Here is a 26,036-nt window from a genome sequence, read left to right as displayed (position 1 = left end):
GGGAATGCGGCTAGCCGCAACTCCCTATCTCAATCTATTATTTATTTTGTTCTACAAGATCTTCCACTGCTTTTTGAGCATCTGCTAATCCTTCTGCTGGTTTTTTATTCCCTAGCAGAATTTGATCAATTTGTTCATTGACTAAACTGCTGAAATCTGGTGCATCCAATGGTACCGGAGTGATTACTGTATTAGCAAAATTCTCATCCGCCATTTGATAGATCATTTGACCTTTTTCATCTAAATGATCATTTTTGACAAGATTTTCATTTGCTGTTCGGTTAGCCATAATATCAAAGCTCTTTTCACCAAATTTTTCTTGAACTTCTGGGGTTGAAAGATACTCGATAAACTTGTAGGACGCTTCGGGATTTTTGGCTCCTTGAGGAACTTCTAAGACAAAGCCGCCTCCCCATGACCAGTGACCAGAACCTTTTTCTTTTTCTGGAATCTGGATGACGCCAAAATCAAAGTCATCTGGCGCATTTTCCATCAAGCTAGAGTAATAATTGATATTCTGTGCCCGCATGGCCACCAAACCAGAAATAAATGGATCTGCTACACCGGAGCCAAACTCAGCTTCTAAACGATTGATCGTATCTTGCCCATAATAATCTTGCCAATCAAGAATCCAATCCAGAGCCTCCACTTTATTTTCTGTGTCAATCGAAACCTTTTCATCTTTGTCAAACCAACTAACACCGTTATCAGCGTTCAATGCCCAAACATCCGCGCCAAGGTTCCACAAAGGATAGAATCCGATACGCTCAAAATCATCGCCTTTTTTGACATCTAATTTGTGTGCAACAGTTTCAAGTTCGTCCCATGTTTGGGGTAACTGATCTTCACTGATCCCTGCTTCTTTGAAAATTTGTTTGTTATAAAAAATCACTTGGGTATCGGTATTGAAAGGAATTGCATAAGGGTCTCCTTCATATTCTACCGTATCCCATAATTGAGGATAAAATTCATCAGACATGCCATCTTTAACGTACTCGCTCAAGTTCGTTGCTTGCTGTGCTTCTGCACGCTGCGCGACTGAATTGATGTCTTGAACAATAACATCCGGTGGATTTCCTGCAGTGATTGCCGAGAGAGACTTCGTCCAAATATCTCCCCAAGGCTGGTAACTATATTTCACTTCGATTTCATCTTGTGACTGATTAAAATCGTCGATGATCTCTTCGATGACTTCTTGGCGAGCCCCCGATCCCCAAAAAGACCAAAAATCTAATGTTATTTTCCCATCACTTGTCTGTTTTCCCGATGCGTCAGTATTTTTGTCTTCCGAATTACTGCCGCAAGCCGCTGTCACCAATGCGGTCGAAAACAGCAACAACCCTATTGATAGTGCCTTTTTCATCTTTTATCCCTGCTTTCATTTTTATCATTATTTTATAATGTTGTAATTTTAAAGTATCATGACTCTTAGTAATGAGCAAACAATAAGCATTGTTTTTTTATCAAAAAAAATAACGAATTTCATAGCCGGAGATTTTTTGGAGCGTTTTCTTTGAAATCTTATTTATTTTCAGGCATGATAGTTTTAGAGGATTTTTCTTAAGCTATTGTTCTCTTTTTTCATTTTTTTATCACTTAAGAAAGAACAATGAAAATAAAACTATGTTTTATGAAAAAAAGAAAGAAGGAATCGTCAATGTTAGTTGTTATTGATATGCAGAATCAGATTCGTGATGAAAATAGTCAATCATTTATTTCTGACAGCCCTGCTTTGATCACGCGAATCGCAAAACGGCTTCAACAAGCTCGTGCAGAAGGTGAATATATCCTTTTTACAAGAGATATCCCGATTGATTGTAAAGATACTCCTGATGAAGAACAAGAAGCGTTACAGATCGTTCCTGAACTGCAACCGTTGCCGAATGAAAAAGTAATAAAAAAATATTACTTTAGTATCCCACCTGAAGTTCTCTTGGAAATCAAGGAGCAACTTTTCAATGATAAAAATGAACAAAAACATATCGAAGTGACCGGAGTAGAAACCAACATCTGCGTGTTGTCTAATACGATCGAGATTCAGAGTGCTTTTCCAGAAGCCGATTTTCTCATTAATCAACAGCTAGTTTCAGGTAGAAACCATGAGTCTTCTGGATTGAAAATCTTGCAAGACTTCAATGTCGAAGTGGTTGATCGGACAGATAACTAAAAAAGAAACGCCAACCACTGGCGTTTCTTTTTTAGTTATTATGCAGTAATTCTTGCGGTATCTCGATGCGGACATCATTTGTTGTCTGACATGCAGGACAGACAAAGGTGCCTTCGATCGCATCTTTTACTTCACCATAATCATAATGAATAGCGATTTCATCTGAGTGTAACTCGTTTTCTTCTAGAGGCGGAACTGTTTTCAGCTTCCCATCTGCATCTTCTTGCAGATGAACAATCAATTTGCCATCATAATTTTCCTTGCAATTCACACAAGATGCTTTTCCACGAATCGTAATATCCATGTTTTTCTCCTCTTTTCTACTTTTATGTGAGTCCTCATTGGGGATACGCTTCGATGGATGGGCCCATCGATCCTGTTTTCGATCCACCTTTATAGTGTCACGCTTGTTTAGTTAAATCAACTATTCTGTTTTCAACTGTCTTGCCGATCGCAAAAAATTCGGCTGGTAAACCATGAGCGTTTCTTTTGTCAAAAGCATTTTTTCCCGGCACAATTATTAAGAACACGAATTTTTTGTCATCCCAAAAGAAGAAATGGCAGTCAATCACACGACCAGGAACCTTTCCCGTCACATCTCATAAAAGGAGGAACAAGTATGCGTGCAGTAACATGGCAAGGAAAAGAAAAAATGGAAGTTCGAAATGTGAGTGATCCGACGATCATTGAACCAACAGATGCGATTATTCGAATTACAGCAACAGCGATCTGCGGCTCTGATCTTCATTTGTATCATCACGGTGGTGCAGTACTAGAAGAAGGGTACGTTGTTGGTCATGAACCAATGGGGATCGTTGAAGAAGTCGGCAGTCAAGTTCAAAAATTGAAGAAAGGGGACCGTGTTGTCATCCCTTTTAATATTGGCTGTGGACATTGTCATTTTTGTCAAAATGAGATGGAGAGCCAATGTGATAACTCTTCTGATCAACTTTATGGTGGCCTCTTTGGCTTTGGTAAGCTGAATGGCAATCATTGGGGTGGACAAGCAGAATTCTTACGGGTTCCCTTTGCTGATTTCACTTCGTTTGTCGTTCCAGATACCGCGATCCCGGATGAAAAAGTGCTTTTTCTATCAGACATTTTGCCAACTGCCTACTGGAGTGTCCAAAATGCGGGTGTCAAACAAGGCGATACCGTCATTATTCTTGGCTCAGGACCTGTAGGACTTTTTGCCCAAAAGTTCGCCGTTATGGCTGGTGCGAAACGAGTGATTGCGGTCGATCCAGTTGCCCATCGACTGGAAAAGGCGCAAAGCTACAATCAGGTAGAGACCTTCCAATTGGATGACCTTGCGACAAGCGCTGATGATTTGTATGAATTAACAAAAGGCGGCGCCGATGTCATCATCGATTGCGTCGGTATGGATGGTTTAGAACCCGTCAAAGAAAAAGCCAAAAATTTGGTCAGCTTGCAAAGTGGTACGATTTCACCGATCCAAATGGCGGCGAAAGCGGTCAAAAAATTTGGTACCGTGCAAATTACTGGTGTCTATATGACTCCAGCATCGTCCTACCCTTTACAAGAGTTTTTCATGCGCAATGTGGCAGTGAAACATGGACAAGCACCCGTTATCCACTTAATGCCAAAAATTTATGAAATGATCCAAAAAGAGGAGATCGACCCAACACCGATCATCACTCATACCATGCCTTTAGAAGAAGCCGCTGCGGCTTATGACATTTTTGACAAAAAAGAAGATAACAACATCAAAGTGGTATTAAAGCCAAATTAACGCAAAGAAAGGATGATCGCCCTCAGTGCCAAAAATCAAACGAAATGAACATCAGATCGAACTTGGTAAAGACGAAGACGTCATTATTAAAGGACGCCGTTTTCATGTCTATTTCAAAAACCGGTATCTGCTGATTTCCCTAACGAATGATATTTTGACTGGTTTATTTTATATTTTCGGAAGTATCGTGTCCTTGACAGATCTGCCTGCGATCTATGGAACTATCGCCTATCTGATAGGAGCAATCTTCTTAACGATCCGACCATTGTTGAAGATCGTCCGTCATGTATTTATTTACAATGAACGGAAACAAAATGGAGAGAAAGAAAAGAATATCGAAGTATCCGATGATGGCGAATAAACAGTGACGATTTTCTTCAAGCAGTATTTTTCCCAAAACAAAACACATGCTATATACTATAAATATGCACAAAGAAAGGAGAATTCTAAAATGAAAGTATTAGACAGTATAGCTTTAGCGTTACTTATCGTTGGCGGCCTAAACTGGTTATTGGTTGGACTATTTGAATTTGACTTGGTTGCAACAATTGCGGGCGGATCAACTACATTATTCGCTAAAATCATTTACGTAATTGTCGGTATCTGCGCGATTTATTGCTTGAAGTTCTTTGTTGGTATTGCTCGTCAAGACAACGTGAACCGATAATCATTGATAAATAAAAAGCAAGAAACGAATGATCTGATCCATAGTTGCTCTACTTTCTATGGATCAGACCTTTTTGTTTGCATTGCCTTTTGTCTCTTTTTTTATTTGTTGTATAATTAGTGTCAACAGCGAATAAAAAAATTTAGATAAATAGATTTTGGTTGGACTAGGAATAGCAGCTCATTCACAATGAACCGACAAAGGAAGTGACACATGACTGATAAAAAACGTAACTCCAAGCTTCTCCCTTCTCTGCTTTTTTATTTCATCCTCCTGCTCATCATTGCAGGAATCTTAGGGATCGTTGTACTGACGAACATCAATATTGCCGAAAACTGGTTTGGACTGGATGAGTACACAGTTGTAGAAACTCGCGACCAAGTGATCGGCTATCTCCCGCTACTCTGGTACTTCGTTATAGCACTAATGATAGTCTTGGCATTATTTTTTGGTATCAGAAAAAGAAAAAGGGCTTTGTTCTATTGGATCGGCACATTGGTCATTCTCCCTAGCATCTTGTTTGCATTTGGTGCTTTAACAACCTTGCTACCCTTCGACCGAAATTTTTTTAGAGAAGAAGCCTCTGCTTCCGCGATCATGGCTGAATTAACCGACAAAAAAGCGCTGAAAGATCAAGAGGTTCAGCTCGTCAGTTATAGCTATCACATTCGGAACATTCCTTTGAAAAGCGGCGTCTATGCAGTCGCGCGAATCATCAACCCTACCACTAAACTACAAGATGAATACTGGTATTATTCGACAAATCTTTTACAAAAATGGCAGAAAGACAGTGATACGATCGAGTTACCTATTCAAGAGACCATTGCTTATAATGAAATCGATTGGGGCGTTATTCCCAAGGTTATCAAAGAAACGGAAAAACGGGTTGCGAAATTAGACCATTATTATCCCGGAGTTAGTATCGTGATCTTAAATGGTTCTCAAGGCAAATGGACTTGGACGGTCGGTGTCGATGATATTCGGGGACATACTGCACTGAATCTGGTTTATGATCTTTCAGGAAATTATCTTTCTCAATGGGATTAATCGGTCAACACAGGCCCTATTTCCATCATTTATTAAGACAGCAATTAAACAAAAAACTATCTAAGCGATCATTGATTGTTCCTATCAAAGAACGACTTGCTAAAAAAAGCAATGAGACAATCAAGATTTTTTAGATAGTTTTTTTATTATTATTCACAGATACGCCTAGCTTTTGGCACAGCGAAAGCCTAAATTATTGGCCGCAGACATCCCGGAGTTTCCATTGCGGGCTGCGATCCGATAACGTTTGCAGTAAGATTCATGACACAAGAACGACCCTCCCCGTGTCGCATACATGGCATCATCCACCTGCTGAAATCGTTGCTCAAAAAAATGGCTGTCCCATGAACGAAATTGTTCCAATGGTATCCTTGCGGGATTGCTGCACCATTCCCACACATTGCCAATGACTTGATAAAGTCCATAGCCATTCGGCTCATAAAACCGAGCAGGTGCAGTACTCGCAAAGCCGTCTGCCTTCGTATTTGCTTTGGGAAACGCGCCTTGCCAGATGTTGCAGTGATAGTCTTCTCCAGCTAAAAAATCTGTCCCCCATGGATAAAAGTCATTCTCTGTACCACCTTTCGCGGCAATCTCCCATTCAGCTTCTGTTGGCAACCGCTTATCTGCCCAGCGGCAAAATGCCAACGCATCATTTCGCGAGACTTGGACGACTGGATGATCCATCCGTTGCTCAATCGATGAGTCCGGACCTTCAGGATGTCGCCAGTCTGCTCTCGCAACCGCATACCACCAACTCATATTGGGGATCAGTTGGCTCCTCTGTTTCGTCTTTTCGGAAAGAAAATAATGAAAGACAAACGACCAGCCAAACTGTTCTGCTTCCGTCACATAGCCTGTTGCCGCAATAAATGCTTCAAACATCTGATTGGTAACAGTTGTTTCATCGATTTCAAAAGAGGCCATCTCAACTTGGATCTTGGGACCTTCTTGGTCCTCTTCAAAGCCAGCTTTTGTATCCGTGCCAATTCGATACGTTCCAGCAGGAATCTTGATCATCCCATCTGCCTTCTTTCTATAATAATTGATAGCCGTTATAAAGATTGATGGTTAGCACCAAGAGGATGACTGTCTGGAAGACCAGCGTCACTTTTTGTGGTGAGAGGACAGTGCTGACTTTTGCCCCTAACAAACCGCCAACAATCGCGGCTGGAATCACAAACCACAAAATCTTTAAGTCATAGAGGCCAAATCCAGTGGTCCCAGCAATCGTCACGATTTTCGCCAATTGAGAGAAAAAAATCGTACAAATCGAATAGACTGTCGCTTCTTTGATTGGCAAAGCAAACATCAGCATCAGCAAAGAAACATTGATCGGTCCGCCGCCGATTCCTAGAAGACTGGCTAGAAAACCAAGGACTAAACCACAGAAGCAATACCAGAAGTTATTTTTCAGTTGGAATCCGGGCCAGTCATATTTGGTATAAAAGAAAGCAAACAACAACGTCACGACGGTCAAAAAGATCTGCACCATCTGTACATGGTCTTCATTCTGGAAAAACAGCAACAGCTGATCAAAAGCGACATTGCCCAAGATACCGCCTAAGATGGCGCCTCCTGAAACCCAAAGGACGATTTGCCAATTGATCTTATGTCCGCTAGCCAACTGTCTTGCGGTAGAAACCAGCGACATAGTAAAGACTGCTACGGCAGAATAAAACGAGATGGCCGCAACAGAATGGGCGCCGATAAAATCAAAAATAGGTTTGATCAGAACGCCGCCCCCCATGCCTGAAACGGCACCAACCGTATTCGCCAACACGATCACTATAAAATAAATGAACCCAATCACACACTTACCCCCTGTAACAAACCTAAAATCCGATTGATCTGCGGCACAAATTCCTGCAAGAGTTGCTGATAACCACAATAGTCCCCATCCACATAGATGGCATCTTTCATGCGTTTGCAGCCGCCACGACACATTTTTTGAAACGGGCAGCTCAGACATTTCTTTGGCATTTCGGGCCGTTGACACACAAACGTTTTTGCAATGTCCTGTTCAAATAACTGACGCAAGGTCTGTTCTTGAATAAACCCCATTCGATAGTCATCTAACACATAGAAATCACAAGGATAAACACTGCCATCTGCTTCAATGACATATTGCACTTGACAGTTTCCTAAGATCCCGCAGGCGGTGACTTGTTGCTTGACCAATAGATTCAAAAGATCATCAAAAAGCTTGATACTCACATAATGCCCCTCCGCTAATTCTTGCAGCCATAACTGCAAAAGCTGGTGGTAAAATCCCGCAAAACGTTTTGGTGTGAGGGCATAACTATTTCTTTCTTTCGCATCTAAATCATCTAAACAAGGAATAAACTGGACAAAATCGATTTTTTGTTCTTTTAGAAAGCGAAAGACTTTCTTAGCCTCTTTAGCCAATGGATTGGTCAGGACACAAAGCACATTGTAGTCAATCTCGAAGTGGTCAAACAGCTGCTTTGTTTGCAGCACTCGCTGAAAAGTTCCTCTTCCTTTCGGATCGACCCGATGCAAATCATGGTAGAGCGGATGGCCATCGATCGAGAGACCGACCAAAAAATCATGTTCTTTCAAAAAAGCACACCATTTTTCATTGATCATGGTCCCGTTCGTTTGAATCGCATAATGGACCTGTACCTGCTTTTGCTGTTGATCCACTAGTTGGGTCACTTTTCGAAAATAATTGAGGCCCGCCATCGTTGGCTCTCCACCTTGAAACGCTAATGTCAATTGATCACCGTCTTCTAAGTCTGCATAAATATTTTTGATCATTTTCTCTGTCACTTCTTCTTTCATTTTGCCAAACGAGCGGACTTCCCGCAAGGAACTGACATTGGCATAAAAGCAGTAGCTGCAGCGAAGATTGCAGAGGGAAGATGCGGGTTTGATCAATACTGAAATATGTTTCATGGTAGAAGCCTCGATTCTTTTACGAAATAATGGATCAACGTTTGTCCCGTTTCATTGGCACATAATCAGTTGTCTCCATATAAAATTGGGTGACACGATTTTTCATAGTTTGTAGAAGATCCTGATAGTCTTCAGTCAATGCTAAATTGTTGATCTCCATCGGATCTTGTTCTAGATCGTACAGTTCATCCGTTTCATACAAACGCATGACGTATTTGTATTTGCCCATTTTGCACATAACTGCTTTGGTATGTTCGGGACCTTCGCTGTATTGTGTTGCTAAACGCGGCCAGTAAGGAGATTGAGGTCCGTGACCGAGTTCCATTGCTTGGGTTTCACCATGGATTCTTCCACCTTCACAAAAAACCGCGTCCTTATGCTCTTCATCTCCTGTCAACACATGTACCAATGAGCGGCCAAACTGAGTATAGGAGAGTTCGATTTCTGCCAATTCTGCAATGGTTGCAGGCAGATCAACTAGCTCGGCTTGTGCTTTAGTGATCCGTGGAACACTTTGAATGGATTTAGCTGGTTTGATTAATAAGGGCACATTCGAAATTGGGTCTTCAAAACAGTTCTGGACTTTTTCGGTGATTGTATAATCTCCCGTATAATCCCCATGGTCACTAAAGACGATCAAATGCGTATCATCATAAAACCCAGTTTCCTGCAGCTTCTCTTGGATCAGTCCTAACTGGTGATCAAAGCGAGAGACCATTGCTAAGTAAGTTGCCCGCAATTCATCAAAGCGTTCTTCTGTCCAATCATTAAGATTCTGTTTTTCATTGATTCCGTAAAGCATTGACGCCTTATTAGGGATTTCCTGAATATTTGGTCGACGTTTCGGAAGTTTCTTACGGTCGATGCTTGAATACCAAGGATCTTCACAAGCATATGGCGGATGTGGAAAAGAAATCGTACAATAGATAAAAAATGGCTTATCTGATTTCTCTTTTCCTCGTCGTTCAATGAATTCCAGCGCTTTTTGAACACAATTCCAGTCGGTTTTGCCATAGCCCTCTCCATCAGGCAATTTTCCCATATAAAATGAATAATAATTATCACCAGAAAGCATCTCATCATAAAGTTTTTGGCTGGCTTCATTCATATCTGCAGAATGATTGACTTCACTGTTTTTCGCATCTCGTGTATTGGCATCCACAACACCATCATAATATTCGTCACAATAATCGGTCTTGGGACGATCACCTGGAACGACATCGTTTCTGCCGATCCAAATAACTTCATAGCCTTGGTTCTTCATTTCTTTCAAAATATTAGGCTCATCTTCACGTTGCAGGTAATGCATGGTCCGGTGCCCATTGACATGGGGATAAAACCCTGTCAAAAAACTATTTCTCGAGGGAACACAAACTGGATTCTGACAATAGGCATTCTCAAATGAGACACCTTCTTCTGCCAACTGATCCAAATGAGGTGTGATGGAAGCAGGATTGCCCATATGTGCCATTGAATCACTTCTCATCTGATCTGCTACAAACAAAACGATATTTTTTTTCAAGAATCATTCACTCCTATCCGACAACCGTGATAACGGTATCCATGTTATTAACATCTGATTTATCTGTTTCAACGATATCTAAAAAATTATTGGTATTTGATACGATGACCGGGGTAACAATAGAATAGCCGGCTTGGACGAGTGCATCTTGATCGAAAGTCAAAAGCAATTGTCCTCTAGTAACAGTGTCCCCTTGGGCAACTTTCGGCTGGAAGTATTTTCCTTTTAAATTCACCGTATCCATGCCGATATGGATCAGAACCTCAATGCCCTCATTTGTGGTGATACCGATTGCATGATTTGTAGGAAAAAGTGTTGAAACGACACCATCAGCAGGTGCAAATACTTTTCCTTCAGTCGGGAGAATCGCTAAGCCTTTCCCTAACAATCCACTTGCAAAAGCTTCATCTTCCACTGCTGATAACGGAAGGATCTCGCCTTTTAACGGAGCACTTAAATCATAAAGCACCGTTTGCCCCACTTCATTATTGATCAATGGAGCTGGCGCTTCTGTTTCCGGTTGCTCCTCTACGTCTTCAGTTTTGGAATTATAAGCATAGAAGAAAGTAATCGCAAAACCTAATACAAAAGCTACTAGACTAGCTAAAGCAAACCCGATAAAACTATTGTCGATCCCATTTTCGGGATGGATAAAACGAGGTAAAGCAAAAACGCCCGTTCCACCATTGATATAAACTTTGGTGTTAAAAATCCCCATGATCCCACCAGCGACGGCTACCGCAAATGAGGTAGTATAAAAAGCTTTTTTCCTCGGTAAAGTTACGCCATAGAGTGCCGGTTCTGTGATGCCAAAAAGTGCTGAAAGAAAAGCAGGAAATGCGATTTCTTTTAATTTTCTGTTTTTTGTTTTTAGAAAAATCGCTAAAGTTACCCCAGCCATTGCAACAGGAGTTGCCAATCCTGCCATCATAACTACATCATAGCCTAATGTGGCATAATTGTTCAACGCAATTGGAACAAAGCCCCAGTGCAGACCGAACATGATGAATACTTGCCAAAAACCGCCGATCACAATGCCTGCGATGATTGGACTAAATTGATATGCGGCAGACAATCCTTGCCCGATCAGCAATCCTGCCCATGTAGTGATTGGTCCTACAATCAAGAAAACTAAAGGAACTGTGATCACTAAAATTAAGAAAGAGACAAAAAAGCTACGGACAGCTCGCGGGATCAGTTTAGAAAAAAGTGCTTCAAGTTTGGTAGCCAAGTATGCAGCAGCAATGATTGGAATCACACTTGAAGTATAATTCATCAGAATAACCGGAATCCCCAAAAACGTAAGGTAAACAGGTGATTCAATCGGTGTTCCTGCAAAAACTGTAAATAGGGCCTCACTACCACCATTGGCCGCAACGATGGTTGGATAAACCAATGCTGCTCCAATCGCCATGCCGATAAACGGTTTTCCACCAAATTTTTTTGACGCGGTATAACCCAAGAATAATGGGAAGAAGTAAAACAAACCATCTCCGGTAGCATTTAAAATCAGATAAGTACCTGACGCTTTGTCTAATACATTAAATGTTGTCAACAATGCTAAAAATCCTTTGATCATCCCGGCTGCCATCAAGACATTGATCACCGGTGTGAAAATTCCTGAAACAATGTCAATAAAACGATTCAGGATACCTTTTGGTTCGTCTGCTGCTGCTTCTCCTTGTCCCAATCCAGCTAACTCGGTAAACTCGTTATAGACTTCTGCAACATGGTTACCGATCACCACTTGATATTGCCCCCCACTTTGAACAACAGTTACCACACCGGGTAGATTTTTGATCACTTGTGTTTGGGCTTTACTTTCATCTTTTAATTTAAATCGCAATCGCGTCATGCAATGGGTCAACCCATTGATATTCTCTTTACCACCAATATTTTTTAAGATCTGTTCGTTCAATTCTTGGTATTGCATCGTTGCCCTTCCTCTCTCTGACCGGTAATAAAAAGACAAGACCAAACAAAACTACGCGCAGTAGTTTCGTCAAGTCTTGCCTGCATCACCAGTAACACCTTGATTATTTATTTTCAATTAATTTTTGCACATGTAGCGTCAGATAAAGCTGTTCATCATCATATAGCGTCGTATTTAAATAGTCTTCAATCAAACGTGTCGTTTCATAAGCTTTTGGGTATTTGTCGACAACGTGGACAAGCAGCGGGTTTCCTATGTCTTCATGGGTGCTGCTATTTTCTAATCGTTTAAAAAAGAAGCGTAAATGTGTGACAAAACGTTCAAAAGCTAAACTATCTTCATCGATCGCGATTCGATTATGAATACGTATCAGTGACAGAATGTCTTTGATTTTTTTCGTCAAAGCCTGAATATCTTCCATTTGCTCTGAGTTATCATTGATCTGTGCATTGATAAAGTGCATTGCAATATTACTGACTTCTGCTTCATCCAATTCAAAAGCTGTTTTTTGTTCAATCAAATCGATGGCATATTCGCCAATCGAAAATTCATTTGGGTAAAATTTCCTGATTTCCCAAGACAAACGGTTATTGATACTGATTCCTTCTTTTTTTAATTTGATAAGATTGAATAAATGATCCGTCAAAGAAATGTAGATGGAATCACTGAGCCGATAGGCCAATCTTTCTTTCCCATACGAAATGATATCATCTGCTAAAGAAGCATACTGAATCGGGATATTTTCCAACAGCTGAATCAGACGATCTGAGGATTGCTTATGCAATACAAATACTTTCTCTATTTTCGTCTCGTCTGCTGCTTGTCCCGGTTTCATTTTAAAGCCCAGCCCGGTGCCGATCCAAATAAAATCTTTGCCATCTTTTCCGACCAAAACCGCATTATTATTTAGAATCTTTTTGATCTTCAAGACGTATCTCACCTCCTTAAAATGAAAAAAGGCTATACCTCAATACATGTGTAGGATCCATACACACGTACGAAGGTATAGCCTGCATTATCAGTAACTACCCATTTGATTGTTTATACTATACTATTTATTTGATTTTCGTGCAAGCGTTTTTATCATTTTTTTCTGCTTGCATGTGTTTTGTTGAGTAAATACTCCATTCCTACTCCTCATCCAGTAACCGACTTTGTCCTTCGATCTTTTGGATCTCTGTGATGTCTTGCGTGACTTCCAGACAGCCTAGATATTTCCCCGTTGGATTTTTCAACGCAAAATAGCGAATATAGATTTTTCGTCCCCGCATGTCAATCCAGAAATCAGCTGTTTCTCTTTTGTCTGACCGAAAATCGTCTAAGATTTTTTGAACGATGTGCATACTTTTAGGTGGATGGCAATTCACTACTTCTCGACCAATCACTGAATTTGTCCGGGGGAAGACTCGATTCTTCCCTTCAGAATAAAAACGTACCCGATCTTCATTGTCCACAAACGTCAAATCGACTGGCAATGTTTGGAACATAGCAATCAACTGTTCCAGCTGCAAGGAACCAGTGGGAAATTCAATGGTTTGGTTCGTGGGAGCAGTCGTTGTCACTGGCGGTTCAGCGAATTCTTCAAACCCAAGTCCCGCGGCAATACCAGCTGTGGTTTCTTGGGCCTGTTTGATGGCCAATTGACGAGCTGGCTCCCGTTCCAATTCTTTCTCCAGTGACTCTTGGCTTGGTTTCCAAGGCAATGGTTCAGGAATATAAGCAAACCCAATGTCAAAGCTATCTTCCGCGATCCGTTGCCAATCCGCTAAACTGAAGACATCCAATGTCATAGGAACCATGATTTCTTCTTCTTTAAAAATCATTTCTTCAATTTCAGATTTTACTGCCTGCCATTTTTCAGCTAGAGGATTATATGCTGCTTTGTCAGTTGCCAAATACTGGTTCAACTCTTTGATCATCTCGCGAATATCATCGTCGACTCCCCACATGACTTTCGGCGGAGCAGAGATGCCATACTTCTCCATATATGAAAAGATCAGCGTTTCTTTTCTTGCATAATGTTTGTCGATCTGTAACAGATCCTGCAGTGCTGCTTGCAGACGTCCTTTTTGTGACCAGTCCCCCCTTTTGATTTTCTTGAGCAATCCGTCGATTTCGTCCGTCAATAACGATTGCAGGACTTGGTTTTCTAGCTTGAGGGTATGGACTGGATGACCAGGTTGTCCATATTCTTCATTTGAATGATGGATCTCGTTGATCGATCCCTTAAATACAGCCGCATGAATATTGCATAGACGTTGGATCTCCGAAGGGTCTAAACCGCTTTGAATCAATGCTTTTTCTGCCGAGGTGATCTCAGTGACATTTACGCCGTCAAATTCTTCATTGAATAAGCGTTTGGCTTCTTCAAAAGAACCGCCTTGATGAAGCAAGCTCAAAATTTCGACGATTCGTTCTTGCCGTTGTTCCTTCGTTCTCATTTGTCGACTCCTTTCACAAGAAAACCTTGATTTTCAAAAGATTGAATGATTTTTTCCAAAGGTATCTTTTTCATTTGTGCGCCTTTCGGAATCGTCATATAGCGACCGGCAGTTTGGAGCATGCCGGGTTTATTGATGGCAGTAAAGCCAAGTTTGCTCATAATATCTTTGATTTCCGGATGTTCCGACACTAAATCAAAGAGATTTTTTGAGAAATCTGCTTCTTTCATTCTTATCCTTCCTCCTACTGAGAATAATTCTCAATCAACTGCATATATTATATACGAAATTGCTCACAATTACACGATCATTTCCAAATTTGTCTCCCCTCACTTGGCACAAAAAGAAAAGAATCACTTCTCGACCTCTGCGAGCGAATGATTCTTTAATAGCAAGATGAAACTCTTGATTTAGTGATGGAAAATATTCAGCTGCGATAACGACATACGCGATTCTCTAATCCATCCACCACACCAAAGAAGAAAAAGCCCATCAATGCAATCACAACGATGCCTGACAGCATTTGCTCATAATCCATTTTAGACCAAGCACTCAAAATCAAGTACCCGACGCCATAAGTCGTATTATAGTTTTCCGCAAAGAACAAGGAGGCAAGCGAGATACCAATACTTACCCGCATGCTGGCAAACAATGCCGGCATGATTGCTGGCAAAATCAAGAAACGGATCTGATGCAGCGGGTTTTGCGTGTAATTTTGCATCACTTGAAAGTAAGTTGCTGGGATTTCTTTTACCCCATCTCGAATCGAAACCACAACTTGAATCACGATCACCGAAAAAATCAGGATCACCTTTGAAACATTCCCTAAACCAAAAAAGATCATGAAAACTGGTAGAAAAGCGACCTTTGGAATCGGATATAAGAAATAGAGCAGAGGATCAACGATTGCTGCTATTTTTGTTCTTCCGAGAAAAATCCCTAAAGGTATACCGATCAGCAACGCAAAAAATAGTGAGATCAGGACACGAATCATACTGGCCCCTGCATGTAACCCTAATTCTGCACGCAATTGCCAAAATCGTTGGAAAGTTTGATAAGGGTCCGGCAGCGAACGGTTATCCGCTAACAAGCTGATTCCCCACCATAATAATAAAAACGACATTGCCCCCCACAAAAAAGAACGTCCGGCTTTCATCTGACTTCTCCTCTCATCTTCTTTTTCAATGCCAATGAAAAAGCATAAAAGTCCATCGTCTCACGGCGGTTAGCTTGGTGGAAAACTGGGTTTTTGATTTGATGTATTTGATGTTCTTGAACCAATAGGATCGTCTCGCCAAGGTAAGCAGCTTCTTCTGTATCATGGGTCACTACGACTAAACCGTTCGCAAGTCGTTGTTGCTCAGATAAAATCAGATTTTGCGTACGTTCTTTGGTTTCCTGATCCAAAGACGATGTCGGCTCATCTAACAGTAAAAATGCTGGACCGGTCACTAATCCTCTTGCCATTGCCACTCGCTGTTTTTGGCCGCCACTCAGTTGACTAGGGAAACGCGCTTTGAAAGAATCTAGTTCTAACGCTTGTAAGCACGTTTCGACTAACTTTTCTCTTTGGTTTTTGGGGACTTTTTGGATTTGAAGAGGCATTTCTACCGCTTGATAAACTGTCTGCCACGGAAACAGACGTAAGTCTTGAAAAACCAATTCGATCTCAGAAGGATGGCTATCGCCATAATCGATATGACCTGATTGCGGCAGCTGCCACCCTTTCAACAATGAGAGCAGGGTACTTTTACCAACCCCTGATTTTCCCAAGACGACGTAGGTATGGCCCTTATCTAAGGTTAAATCTAGATTGTTAAAGATTAAGCGATCTTGAAATGAAAATGCGACTGATTCTAAATGAATCGCCATAAATTGGCTCCTTCTTTCTAAAAAATAGTTGTTCCCTCTTTCACATTCTATGCTATACTGATTGTTGCGAAAAAAAATAGAAAGGGATGCATTTGATGTTCCGCACACTTGTGTTTCATGAAATACGACCAGACAATGAGTTAAGTGAGCAACCAAGACCAATCGAAGTTGCCGATGGCTATCAAGATGCTCTTCCACTGCCGTTATTCAATAGCTGTTCTCATTTTAAACAACAAATCGACTTTTTGAAAGCAGAAAAATATCATACCCTTACTTTGGAGGAAGTCAAAGACTACTATCTTCAAAAGAAAGCTTTACCAGAAAAAGCGGTTTTGTTGACGTTTGATGATTGCTACCAATCCATGAGGGAATATGCCTACCCGTTATTGAAAGAGGCCGGCTTCAAAGCGACCGCTTTTGTTGTCAGCGGTTGGTTGTTTGCTGAACCGAGCCCTTATAAGCCGGCTGTTTCCAAAACACTCAGTCGCTCGGAATTGAACGAAATGAGTGATGTTTTTGAATACGCCAATCATACGACTCACTTCCATGAACGAAAAGGAATGATGGGCCGCTCAATGTGGGAACCGGCTGAAAAATTTGCGGCTGATTTAGATTGCTGCAATCAAACTGTAGCGATACAAGATGTTTTTGCTTATCCCTTTGGTTTCTATGATCAACAGACGATCAAAACACTAGAAGCGAAAGGTTTTGTCTTGTCATTCACGACGATTCCAGGGTTCAACACCCTAGAAACCCCACGCATGGAACTACGAAGAGACATTATTCCCTTCTCATTGGATAAGACATCTTTTGAACAATTATTCAAAAAGACCCATTAAGAACATCCCTTCAAGGAATAAATAAGAAAGAGGAACGAAAAATGAAAAAAACGATTTTATTTACTTGCTTATCATTATTGGCTTTAGGAGTTGCTGCTTGCGGAAACAATTCAGATTCCACTTCAGAAACTAAGACAACTGACACCTCTGCGACAACTGCTGAAGTGACCGATCAAACGTTGAATGTGGGGATTTTACCAGCAGAATCTGCGATTCCAATTATTCTGGCCAAAGAAGAAGGCTATTTTAAAGATTTAGGTCTAAATGTAGAAATCAAATCTTTTACTTCTCCAAATGATCGCAATGTTGCCGTACAAGCCAAAGAATTGGACGCAACTATCAGTGATGTGATGACAGAAGCGACGTTTAAGCAAAATGGCATTGACATGACAATCACTTCGGACATTCTAGAAGACTTTAAAGTCTTAGCTTCGCCAAATTCAGGCATCTCTGAAATGAAAGGATTGGCTGATAAAAAAATTACCCTTGTACCGAACTTCATTTTAGAATACATCATGGACCAGTTTGCTGCTGAAAATGATTTTACTTATCAAATCGTTGACATTGCTTCTTTTGCGGCTCGTTCTGAGGCACTATTAAGCGATCAAGTTGATGGTGCTGTCTACACAGAACCGCAAGCGAGTATGTTAGCCGCTCAAGGTGCAATTGTTTTGGGCAGTTCCAAAGAAGCTGGCATCAAAGGTGGTACCTTGCAATTTATGACTGATGTGGTAAAAGATCGACCACAAGATGTTGCCGCATTTTATCAAGCTTACGATCAAGCCATCGATTATATGAACAGCCACAAAGCTTCTGAATATGCTGATATCTTAGCCGACTATCAGTTCCCAGATGCCATGAGTACTTACTTAGATAGCCAAAAAGAAGACTATCCTTATGCTGCCAAAGTCCCACAGGACCAACTAGACAAAATCGTGGCTTGGACTAAAGACAAAGGACAAATTGATCAAGCTTACACTTATGATGAATTGACTGATTTTAGTTTCTTAGCGAACTAATTCCTGATCACTTATTACACAAAACCAATACTCGAATCCATCAAAGCCAGTGCTGTGATAGATTCGAGTGTTTTTTATCCAGCCATTATTTGACGGATGCTCGGTCACCGAGTATCATTCACTAAAGGGTTGTGAGCGATGAAAACTACTTTATCTGTTCGTTTCACTACATAAGAAAGGGAGAAAATATACCATGCCCAAAATTGATCTTTATTTACTGCAAAAGCCAGAAGAGACACAATTTTATGACTATTTACCTCAATCGGAGTCTTGGCACAGCGCCTATAAACAACTTCATGGTGAATCCTTGGTGATTCATTCTTCTGTTTTGACTGAAAGCATTCTGCCTTTCATTACTCACCCACTTGTATTGGAACTTCTAGAGCAAGAAGATCTCGCGTGCTTGCCTTTAGTTTTTGCAGAAAACAACCTTTATTGTAAGGGGCGTATTCCTACGCTCACCGAATGGGAAGAATTGACACACGTTGGTATTTCGATTCAGGAATTAGATGAATCACCGAGCGCCACGAAAACAGCGGTCTATCATGATCTTATATGATGGGGAAAACTATCTGCTAAACTGTCGTTGGTAAGCCTTCTCCTGATGAAAGATTCGGTCTTTATAGCTATAAAAAACAACTATGAATGAGAGTGAAATTATGGAAACGATGACTTTTGAAGAATTAATCCAAATCAACTGTTTTTCTGAAGAAAAAGAAGAACGAAAGAAAGCAGCTGAATTATTAGAATATCGTTATGGCTGCGAGATTCGTTGTGGTGAGATGGACAAAAGTGTCCGCTTTGCTCACCATGCTCGCGGCTGTACGATCATTGCTGCGAAACTTTGCGCCAATGTTGTGATTTTCCAGAATGTAACGATTGGTTCAAATCAGCGGTTTAACCGGAAAAAGAATGCCTGGGAAAATCTGGGCACACCTATTTTAGCAGAAAATGTAATCGTTGCAGATGGTGCCAAAATTCTTGGCCCAGTCATCATCGGTGAAAATACTGTGATTGGAGCAGGCGCCATTATTACCAAAGACATTCCTGCCAATAGTGTAGCCTTTGGCGTCAATCAGTACAAACCAAAAAATCCCGACTTCGATCTTATCATCAATGACCAAAATATCTCTGGAGAAGAGATCATGCGGATCAACGCAGAACGCGTAGCCGCATTTAATCAGCAAAATCAACGCTAAACCAGCGTTCATCTAGCAATCAATGTCGTTATCAAGCGGCATTGATTGCTTTTTTCCACTAGCAGATCATCCGATTATCGCTAGCAAGACAACCAAGGAATTATAAGCGATATGAGCAAACACAGACTCCCATGGATTTTTGTTGCGCAAATAGACGATTGTCAGCCAAAATCCAATAATAAAGTAAGGGTATAACAAAAAAATATTACCATTAGCATTAACAATATGGGCCCACGAAAACAACAAAAGACTGCACAATGTCGTAACAATTCTCAGCCATCTTTTTCTACCAGTATAAATAAGCGTATAGCGATAGAACATTTCTTCGAACAATGGGCCTACTACTAATGCCCCCAATAGTAAAGGAACGGTTCTCTGAGACGATGGATAATAAAAAGTCATTGATTGTTCACCTGGAAAGATAATCTGGTTGAAGAAAACCGTTGTTAAAAGAATCGCTACAAATGTCAGCAAGCCTATTTTTATCAATGAGAGAACCTTCAGTTCTTTTAAACGATCCAACAAATCCCTATAAAAAAGGATAACAAAGAAACAAAGCAACACTAGCTTGGCGTCCAACTCATGATAGCCCATTAAAAATTTCGCATAGGAAGAAGGAATTCCATGTATGGCTATTCCTTTCCAGATAACAAAAGCCAAAAGAAAAAGCAGTTTCTTCAAGTCTTCACTCCTTTTTGAGTAGTTTCACTAGAATTGCATGGTGCTTCGCTTCACAATTAACCTCTATCAGGATTCTTCTCGTTCCGTTCTTTCTCATGATTCTCTTTGGGTAGTTTTTAGATCATTCTCAGCATTTTTTTACTCACAATACAATTATACACTATAAAAAGGAATCAAAAAAACATTCATCCGAAAGAATGAATGTTAATCAGACATTTTTTTACTGAACAATGTCATTGACTGATTGGTTTTTTAGGAAGAACAGAAATGACCGTTCTCGCGACCAAGAGATAGCACCAGATAACAAGAATAAGCTAATGGCCGTTCCTTCCCTCACAACCAAAGGAAATGAAAAAGCTGTAGAAAGGCCGATTGAGATTATGATACACAGCACATCAACACTATACCGATATTGTTTGAAGGAAAAGCGACTTCTATCAGCCATCAGCTGACAAAAATTTTCAATAGGAAATTTCAAGTGATTGAGTCGCAACACTTGTCCCGTAGCGAGTCCTGAAATCAATGTCCCAATGATAAAACATGTGACTTGTGCCAAATAGTTTGGCACTATCAGATTTGGCAGTAAGCCATATAAAATACCATTGACTAAATTGCCAAAGAAAAGCAATGCTGCCATCATAATCAAATAGTTGATCCATTTCCGATAACGGCTTTTTTGACTGTGGTCCAGAAACCAACAAGTGACTAAGAAGAGCAGATTGATAGCTGTCGTAATGGTTCCGACCTTGATACCTGTGATTGTGGATAGTGAGACATTCAATGAATTAAAGCTGCTTACACCAATAGCTGCTTTGATTGTCAAGCTGATCCCTAATGCGCTGATACCATAGAAAAACAGTGACCAAAAGAGGGTTCGTTTCATATGAGATCTCCTTTCATTTGCTCCTCCTCCATTATGTGGTATGCTAAGAAAAACAACTAGGAGATTTCTCCTAGAAAGAGAGAAAAAATGAAACGAACCCTTTATCCTGTTGCCAAAAAGTTTCATCAATTGGACTTGCCTTTTTCCACTAGAACATTAGAACAGTCCTCTGTTTACGAGTTTTCTCACAACGAGATCATACAAGAAGAAGCCGGGACACTGACTCACTTGTACGTGATCCTTGAAGGAAAAGCAAAGATTATCAAGTCTCAAGCCAATGGCAAGCGATCGATTTTACAATTTTTGCATTCCGGTGATTTCATTGGAGATCTGACCTTAGTGTCCGCTGAAAAAACGACCAAAGAAGTTTTAGCGATCGGTCCAACTGTTTGCTTGGCGCTTCCTATCGATCATGCCAAGCAAGTATTGATGCAAGACATTGATTTTGTCAAAATGATCAGTCAATATATCGGCGATAAATTAATTAGACGGATGGAACATTTCTCCATCAATCAGACTTACCAATTGAATTATCGCTTGGCGCTGTTGCTCTTGGAAGTAGCTGTAGCGGGAATTTATCAAGAAAAACTCACAGAAACAGCAGAATACCTTGGTGTCAGTTATCGGCACTTGACCTACACGTTAAAAACATTCAAAGAAAACGATTGTGTCTATCGTGAATCTAGGGGTTATCGCATCAATGAAGCAAACCTTAAGCAATTGATTCGATCGATGCAACGCGAATAGACACGCTCTTTTCCTTCTATCACGCTTCTTTGCTGATTGCGCATGCTATTTGCTAATTTGAGAATGGCCACAGTTGAATAGCCAAACTGCCAGTCCCTGAGAAGACGATTTGGTCTTGCTCTTTTTGCGGATAAAGTCTGGAAGTAAAGGTATACTCCCCATTGTTTATGAACACTTCCATCGATGAAGTGTCCATAAACAGTTGGATCTGTCGTAATTCTGATAGTTGAATGCTTCTTTTTTTGCGTCCATAGCCGGAAGGCCCATGAGAAAGAGTAAAAATATGGCCATCATAAGAGAGAATCGTGTCTTGGCGCAAGAGAAGCTGCAGGTTTTTTGTCTGTTGGGTTAGCTCTACCTGCAGTTCGTAGACCTCTCCAGCTAATTTTGGAGCAGTAACGCTATCCTTTAACTCGACGTTCCAGAAGAAAGGCTTTCCACGTAATTTTTGATATTCTGGCAATGGTTGTTGGATCAATCGTTGCCCATTGAAGCTCAATTCACGCGGCAATGTCGCCGCATGCTGCCATCCTCGAGTAACAGTGGGATTCGAGTATTCAGGACTTGTGTCCCCTAGTCCCATCCAGCCCCATAACAATCTGCGCCCTTTTTGATCCAAGAACGTTTGCGGAGCATAAAAATCAAACCCTCGATCCAATTCCACGAAATCCGATGTTGGCTTAAATTTCAAATTTTTCCAATCTACTTCCCCTAATAAGTAGCCAGACTGGTATAAATTATTGAAAGCATAAGCTTGCGGATCTACTCCCTGTGGTGAAAAAAGTAAAATATCTTGTCCGTCAAGTTGAAAGAAATCGGGACATTCCCACATATAACCAAGGGAATAATCATCCCCTAAAAATATCCCTTGATACGTCCATTGTGAAAGATCCTCTGACTGATAAATCAAAATCTTTCCTTCACTTTCCCGAGTTCGAGCCCCTAAGATCATATAGTAACGGCCCTCTTTTTCAAATACTTTTGGATCACGGATATGATCGGTAAACCCTGCAGGATATGCTTCATGCGGGATCACTACTTCTTGTTTTTCAATCGAATAACCATCACTAATCACATGGACCGTATTTTGTTCTCTGCCACTAAAAGTATAATCATGGTCCCCTTCGTTTTTCACATTTCCTGTATAAAAGAAATGGATCTGATCATCCTTTACAATCGCACTGCCAGAAAATACACCATTTCGATCATACGAGTGTTCTGGTGAGAGAAAAATTGCTTCTTCTTTGAAGTCTACCAAATTGGTTGACGTTTTATGTCCCCAATGGGGTGCTTCTTTTCCTGCAGGATTTTGAGGAACATATTGATGGTAGAAATGATAAACCCCATTAAACTGACAAAGCCCATTGGGATCATTCATCCACCCAGTTTCCGGCATTAAATGAAAGTACAGTCGCCAGTTATCCTGAGCGATCTTTGCTTTTAGTTCCGATTGTTGTTCCAGCTCTTGCCAGGCTTCTTTTGCACACAAATCCATCCACCACTTTCTTCTCTACAATTTTTCCATTAATTCTCGGTTGCGCTTAACGTTTGAAGGTCATCCTCAATCGTTGTTTCTTCATTCAATTCATCGGAAATCTTTCTCCGCTGCAGTTGGACGCAGGCAAAGCCCACACTAAACGCAATGAGGATCACTGCAATGTATTTCAACATGGCGCCGAAATCTCCTGTATACAACAACAAACCAGGAATAAATGTAATGCCCATTCCTGTTGCTGCCAATTGAAAAACATACGTCATCAAGCCGCCGATGGCCCCCCCAACCATGCCAGAAGCAAAAATACGCAAGGACCGAAGATTGATCCCAAACAATAATGGTTCCGTGATCCCAAACAAGGTTGGTACAGCCGCACTAATGGCATTCGAGCGTTTGACTTTGTTTCGGTAAAGAAAAGCAGCTGCGATTGCTGCCCCAAATTGTCCTGCCATACTCGCTGTTCCTAGAACTTGCAAGACATTCTCTCCTGAAGTATTTAATAAACCAAGTTCGATGATGCTCAATGAATGATGCAAACCGGTGATAACAATCAATTGCTGAACCGCTGCATATAAGATATAGCCAATACCAAAAGGCGCTTGTACGAGGTAAACAATGCCGTTGATCACTGCTTTTTCTGCAACTTGCAAAATGGGACCTAATGCAAATAAAACTAATGTCAGCGTCACTACGATAGTCAGAAATGGGGTGACGACTAAATCCATCATTTGTGGAACAAATTTTCTAAATCCTTTTTCTAATTTGGAAACAAGCCAACCAACAATAATTGCGGGGAAAATCGAACCTTGGTACCCTGAAATAGAAAGACCGAATAAATGTAGCGGCTGTGCATCGCCACTAGCAACTGCCCAAGCATTGGGTAACTGAGGTGCTACCATCATCAAACCAACAACGATCCCGATGATCGGATTACCGCCAAATTTTTTGGTGGCACTATAAGCAATCAATACAGGTAAGAAAGCAAAGGCTGTATCTGTCAGCATTTCAAAGAGCGCATACCAGTCCGCACTAAAAGGAACCCCTAATTCAACTAGCAGACCACGGATCCCCATCAAAAGTCCAGTTGTAACTAATGCCGGAATCAATGGCACCAACACATCAGAAAGAGTACGAACAACTTTCTGAACAGGCGTCAGATTGGAATAAACATCTTCTTTAAAGGCTGTCTGCTGCTCACCATCTTTACCCATTGTTTGAGCAAAAGCCTCATAAACTTCATTTACTTTTCCAGTCCCAAAAATAAACTGATGCTGTCCTGTATTAAAGAAATAACCTTTGCTTTCAGAAATGTTTTCTGCCTTCTTTTTGTCTAGCAACGCATCATTTTTCAAAATAATGCGTAGTCGAGTGGCACAATGCTCATAATTTTTAACGTTTTCCTTACCACCCACTGCTTGGAGCAACTGATCAATGATTTTCTGATCTTTCATTTTAATTTTCCTCCATTTCAACTCACCTTATTTTATGGAACCGGTTCTACAAAAAAGGATAACAGAAACCGTTTGCAAAATCAACCCGTTTTATCAAAAAAAAAGACTGTGACAAAGTCATCATCCAACAAGTTAAACCGAATCATATGCTGTTGCGATAGATTCCTCGGACTTTTGCGACGAGGAGCCACTGCACCGCAGGAGCAATAATAGTTAAGGTTCGGATAGTGTTACTTGTCGGAGACTTATGGCACAGTCCCTTTCACGAATCATTATGGTATTTGTTCTATGGGAATCGTTGATTGTTTGATCACCAGTTGATTCGGTAACTTGATCAATTCTGGCACTTGAACTTTTTGGATCAACTTCTGGATCGTTTCTACCGCATCGACACCTAACTGGTGGTAAGGATAGTGAGTAGTCGTGATCGTCGGAAAGACATAATCCGTCGAATCATATCCACCGAAGCCGCTAAGGGAGAAATCCTCCGGCACTCGCAAGCCTAACTCATACGCGGCTTTCAATACGGCAACAGCAATGTTGTCTGTGGCACAGGCTAAGTAGGTCGCTTGATTCTCTTTTAGAAATAAGCGAGCTTTTTGATAGGTTTCACTTCTGGAAAAAGACGTTTCGATGAAAGATAATTTGGTCCCTTCCATTTGAGCGACCACATCCGTAAAGCCTTTTTTTCTCAAGATCCCTACTGCTTCGTCTTTTTCAGTCACTCCGATAAACAAAAAAGACCGATGGCCGAGTTCAATTGCATACTCTGCCAGTTTCTCTCCCGCACGATAATCATCATGGACAATCGAATGGACTCCTTGTAAGTGTTGACCCAACATCAGTACAGGAACGGTCAATTGCTGCAAGACTTGTGCTAGCTCACTCGTGATCTCTCTAGCAAGCATAATGATACCAGCAACCTTTTGCTTGACCAGCATCTCAATATTTTCTAATTCGCGTTGTTCATTTTGATTAGAATTCGTGATTAACAATTGATACCCATTCTTTCGAGCTGTTTCATCGATCCCTTCTAACACACTGTTGGTGGAAGGAGAATCCAGCCTAGGAATGATCACTCCCAACAGTTTTGTGTCTTGTGCTTTTAAACTGCGGGCAAACGTATTGGGCCGATAGCCGGTCTCTTCAATAATTGCATCAATTTTTTTACGTGTTTGCTCGCTAACATAGCCATTATTCAAATAGCGGGAAACGGTGCTTTTCGCAACGCCTGCTTTTTCAGCGATATCTTTAATCGTTACCGTTACCATAGTCACCCTACTTTGCTTTTTCTTTTATTATACCAAGAACTGAAACAAAAATAAGCACTGATTCTCTTTCGGATGCCATTCACTTCATCAAAAGATAGGAAGCCACAAAAAAAGACGCTTGCTACTCATG

The 26,036-nt window shown here is 40.9% G+C and carries 27 protein-coding genes; 10 read left to right on the top strand and 17 right to left on the bottom strand.

The window, feature by feature from the left end; all coding sequences use genetic code 11:
• Positions 1-37: 37 nt before the first annotated feature.
• On the bottom strand, positions 38-1,363 hold the full coding sequence (locus IGJ28_RS15040) for an ABC transporter substrate-binding protein (protein ID WP_060813992.1): 1,326 nt from the start codon (positions 1,361-1,363) through the stop codon (positions 38-40).
• Positions 1,364-1,657: 294 nt separating this feature from the next.
• Between IGJ28_RS15040 and IGJ28_RS15035 the strand changes: the two genes are divergently transcribed.
• Positions 1,658-2,167: an isochorismatase family cysteine hydrolase gene (locus tag IGJ28_RS15035; RefSeq protein WP_005470828.1), complete on the top strand. Its 510-nt coding sequence runs from the start codon at positions 1,658-1,660 to the stop codon at positions 2,165-2,167.
• A gap of 31 nt (positions 2,168-2,198) precedes the next feature.
• On the opposite strand, the gene IGJ28_RS15030 is transcribed toward IGJ28_RS15035, so the two are convergent.
• Complete coding sequence (locus tag IGJ28_RS15030; protein WP_081131506.1) at positions 2,199-2,471, bottom strand: hypothetical protein; 273 nt, start codon at positions 2,469-2,471, stop codon at positions 2,199-2,201.
• Positions 2,472-2,786: 315 nt separating this feature from the next.
• On the opposite strand from IGJ28_RS15030, the gene IGJ28_RS15025 reads away from it, so the two are divergent.
• The 4 genes from IGJ28_RS15025 to IGJ28_RS15010 all read left to right on the top strand — a co-directional run bounded on the left by IGJ28_RS15025 (position 2,787) and on the right by IGJ28_RS15010 (position 5,634).
• Entirely contained in the window at positions 2,787-3,920 is a 1,134-nt protein-coding gene (locus IGJ28_RS15025) for an alcohol dehydrogenase catalytic domain-containing protein (protein ID WP_081131508.1), read from the top strand.
• Positions 3,921-3,945: 25 nt separating this feature from the next.
• Positions 3,946-4,281 (top strand): YrhK family protein, encoded by a 336-nt coding sequence (locus tag IGJ28_RS15020; protein WP_003125913.1) that lies wholly within the window; start codon positions 3,946-3,948, stop codon positions 4,279-4,281.
• A 90-nt stretch (positions 4,282-4,371) separates the two neighbouring features.
• Positions 4,372-4,587: a DUF378 domain-containing protein gene (locus IGJ28_RS15015; protein ID WP_003125912.1), complete on the top strand. Its 216-nt coding sequence runs from the start codon at positions 4,372-4,374 to the stop codon at positions 4,585-4,587.
• Between the two features lie 213 nt (positions 4,588-4,800).
• Positions 4,801-5,634, top strand: coding sequence for a hypothetical protein (locus IGJ28_RS15010; RefSeq protein ID WP_113849424.1), 834 nt, complete (start codon positions 4,801-4,803; stop codon positions 5,632-5,634).
• Between the two features lie 165 nt (positions 5,635-5,799).
• Here IGJ28_RS15010 and IGJ28_RS15005 read toward each other — a convergent pair whose 3' ends face one another.
• From IGJ28_RS15005 to IGJ28_RS14960, 10 genes are all read right to left on the bottom strand, one after another.
• The gene (locus IGJ28_RS15005) at positions 5,800-6,654 is read right to left on the bottom strand and encodes a formylglycine-generating enzyme family protein (protein WP_138372175.1); all 855 of its coding nucleotides are present in this window, start codon (positions 6,652-6,654) and stop codon (positions 5,800-5,802) included.
• Positions 6,655-6,670: 16 nt separating this feature from the next.
• Positions 6,671-7,447, bottom strand: coding sequence for a sulfite exporter TauE/SafE family protein (locus tag IGJ28_RS15000; RefSeq protein WP_081131511.1), 777 nt, complete (start codon positions 7,445-7,447; stop codon positions 6,671-6,673).
• Complete coding sequence (locus tag IGJ28_RS14995) at positions 7,444-8,553, bottom strand: radical SAM/SPASM domain-containing protein (RefSeq protein WP_081131512.1); 1,110 nt, start codon at positions 8,551-8,553, stop codon at positions 7,444-7,446. The genes IGJ28_RS15000 and IGJ28_RS14995 overlap by 4 nt, the downstream gene beginning before the upstream one ends.
• 34 nt (positions 8,554-8,587) lie before the next feature.
• Positions 8,588-10,075 carry a sulfatase-like hydrolase/transferase gene (locus tag IGJ28_RS14990; protein ID WP_081131513.1) on the bottom strand — a complete coding sequence of 496 codons (1,488 nt, stop codon included), beginning with the start codon at positions 10,073-10,075 and terminating at the stop codon, positions 8,588-8,590.
• Positions 10,076-10,088: 13 nt separating this feature from the next.
• Positions 10,089-12,008, bottom strand: a complete 1,920-nt coding sequence (locus IGJ28_RS14985; protein ID WP_252711489.1) for a beta-glucoside-specific PTS transporter subunit IIABC — start codon at positions 12,006-12,008, stop codon at positions 10,089-10,091.
• A 103-nt stretch (positions 12,009-12,111) separates the two neighbouring features.
• A complete protein-coding gene (locus tag IGJ28_RS14980) occupies positions 12,112-12,936 on the bottom strand; it encodes a PRD domain-containing protein (RefSeq protein ID WP_034704189.1) in 825 nt (274 codons plus the stop codon).
• A gap of 202 nt (positions 12,937-13,138) precedes the next feature.
• Positions 13,139-14,449, bottom strand: coding sequence for a DUF438 domain-containing protein (locus IGJ28_RS14975; RefSeq protein ID WP_252711490.1), 1,311 nt, complete (start codon positions 14,447-14,449; stop codon positions 13,139-13,141).
• On the bottom strand, positions 14,446-14,679 hold the full coding sequence (locus IGJ28_RS14970; RefSeq protein ID WP_003125896.1) for a DUF1858 domain-containing protein: 234 nt from the start codon (positions 14,677-14,679) through the stop codon (positions 14,446-14,448). The genes IGJ28_RS14975 and IGJ28_RS14970 overlap by 4 nt, the downstream gene beginning before the upstream one ends.
• 197 nt (positions 14,680-14,876) lie before the next feature.
• The gene (locus tag IGJ28_RS14965; RefSeq protein ID WP_103300964.1) at positions 14,877-15,605 is read right to left on the bottom strand and encodes an ABC transporter permease; all 729 of its coding nucleotides are present in this window, start codon (positions 15,603-15,605) and stop codon (positions 14,877-14,879) included.
• Positions 15,602-16,321, bottom strand: coding sequence for an ABC transporter ATP-binding protein (locus tag IGJ28_RS14960; RefSeq protein WP_252711491.1), 720 nt, complete (start codon positions 16,319-16,321; stop codon positions 15,602-15,604). The genes IGJ28_RS14965 and IGJ28_RS14960 overlap by 4 nt, the downstream gene beginning before the upstream one ends.
• A 95-nt stretch (positions 16,322-16,416) precedes the next feature.
• On the opposite strand from IGJ28_RS14960, the gene IGJ28_RS14955 reads away from it, so the two are divergent.
• The 4 genes from IGJ28_RS14955 (at position 16,417) to IGJ28_RS14940 (ending at position 19,378) form a co-directional block, all read left to right on the top strand.
• Positions 16,417-17,160: a polysaccharide deacetylase family protein gene (locus IGJ28_RS14955; protein ID WP_159151273.1), complete on the top strand. Its 744-nt coding sequence runs from the start codon at positions 16,417-16,419 to the stop codon at positions 17,158-17,160.
• 41 nt (positions 17,161-17,201) lie between these two features.
• On the top strand, positions 17,202-18,179 hold the full coding sequence (locus tag IGJ28_RS14950; RefSeq protein ID WP_034704185.1) for an ABC transporter substrate-binding protein: 978 nt from the start codon (positions 17,202-17,204) through the stop codon (positions 18,177-18,179).
• A gap of 193 nt (positions 18,180-18,372) precedes the next feature.
• Positions 18,373-18,738 carry an arsenic metallochaperone ArsD family protein gene (locus tag IGJ28_RS14945; protein ID WP_252711492.1) on the top strand — a complete coding sequence of 122 codons (366 nt, stop codon included), beginning with the start codon at positions 18,373-18,375 and terminating at the stop codon, positions 18,736-18,738.
• A gap of 100 nt (positions 18,739-18,838) precedes the next feature.
• Entirely contained in the window at positions 18,839-19,378 is a 540-nt protein-coding gene (locus tag IGJ28_RS14940; protein WP_081131521.1) for a serine acetyltransferase, read from the top strand.
• 66 nt (positions 19,379-19,444) lie between these two features.
• Here IGJ28_RS14940 and IGJ28_RS14935 read toward each other — a convergent pair whose 3' ends face one another.
• Positions 19,445-20,059: a CPBP family intramembrane glutamic endopeptidase gene (locus tag IGJ28_RS14935; protein WP_252711493.1), complete on the bottom strand. Its 615-nt coding sequence runs from the start codon at positions 20,057-20,059 to the stop codon at positions 19,445-19,447.
• Between the two features lie 220 nt (positions 20,060-20,279).
• A complete protein-coding gene (locus tag IGJ28_RS14930) occupies positions 20,280-20,942 on the bottom strand; it encodes a YczE/YyaS/YitT family protein (protein WP_252711494.1) in 663 nt (220 codons plus the stop codon).
• A gap of 87 nt (positions 20,943-21,029) precedes the next feature.
• Here IGJ28_RS14930 and IGJ28_RS14925 point away from each other — a divergent pair, with 87 nt between their 5' ends.
• Positions 21,030-21,689, top strand: a complete 660-nt coding sequence (locus tag IGJ28_RS14925; RefSeq protein ID WP_005470800.1) for a cyclic nucleotide-binding domain-containing protein — start codon at positions 21,030-21,032, stop codon at positions 21,687-21,689.
• 52 nt (positions 21,690-21,741) lie between these two features.
• On the opposite strand, the gene IGJ28_RS14920 is transcribed toward IGJ28_RS14925, so the two are convergent.
• The 3 genes from IGJ28_RS14920 to IGJ28_RS14910 form a co-directional block, all read right to left on the bottom strand.
• Positions 21,742-23,184: a glycoside hydrolase family 32 protein gene (locus IGJ28_RS14920; protein ID WP_252711495.1), complete on the bottom strand. Its 1,443-nt coding sequence runs from the start codon at positions 23,182-23,184 to the stop codon at positions 21,742-21,744.
• 29 nt (positions 23,185-23,213) lie between these two features.
• Positions 23,214-24,635 carry a PTS transporter subunit EIIC gene (locus tag IGJ28_RS14915; RefSeq protein WP_002328679.1) on the bottom strand — a complete coding sequence of 474 codons (1,422 nt, stop codon included), beginning with the start codon at positions 24,633-24,635 and terminating at the stop codon, positions 23,214-23,216.
• A gap of 272 nt (positions 24,636-24,907) precedes the next feature.
• Positions 24,908-25,906 carry a LacI family DNA-binding transcriptional regulator gene (locus IGJ28_RS14910; RefSeq protein ID WP_176332992.1) on the bottom strand — a complete coding sequence of 333 codons (999 nt, stop codon included), beginning with the start codon at positions 25,904-25,906 and terminating at the stop codon, positions 24,908-24,910.
• Positions 25,907-26,036 lie beyond the last annotated feature (130 nt).

This window comes from Enterococcus sp. AZ091 (genome assembly GCF_051714805.1).
Taxonomy (GTDB): Bacteria; Bacillota; Bacilli; order Lactobacillales; family Enterococcaceae; genus Enterococcus_D; species Enterococcus_D gallinarum.
Note: the sequence above shows the minus strand (reverse complement) of the source record. Positions and strands in the feature narration are given on the sequence as shown.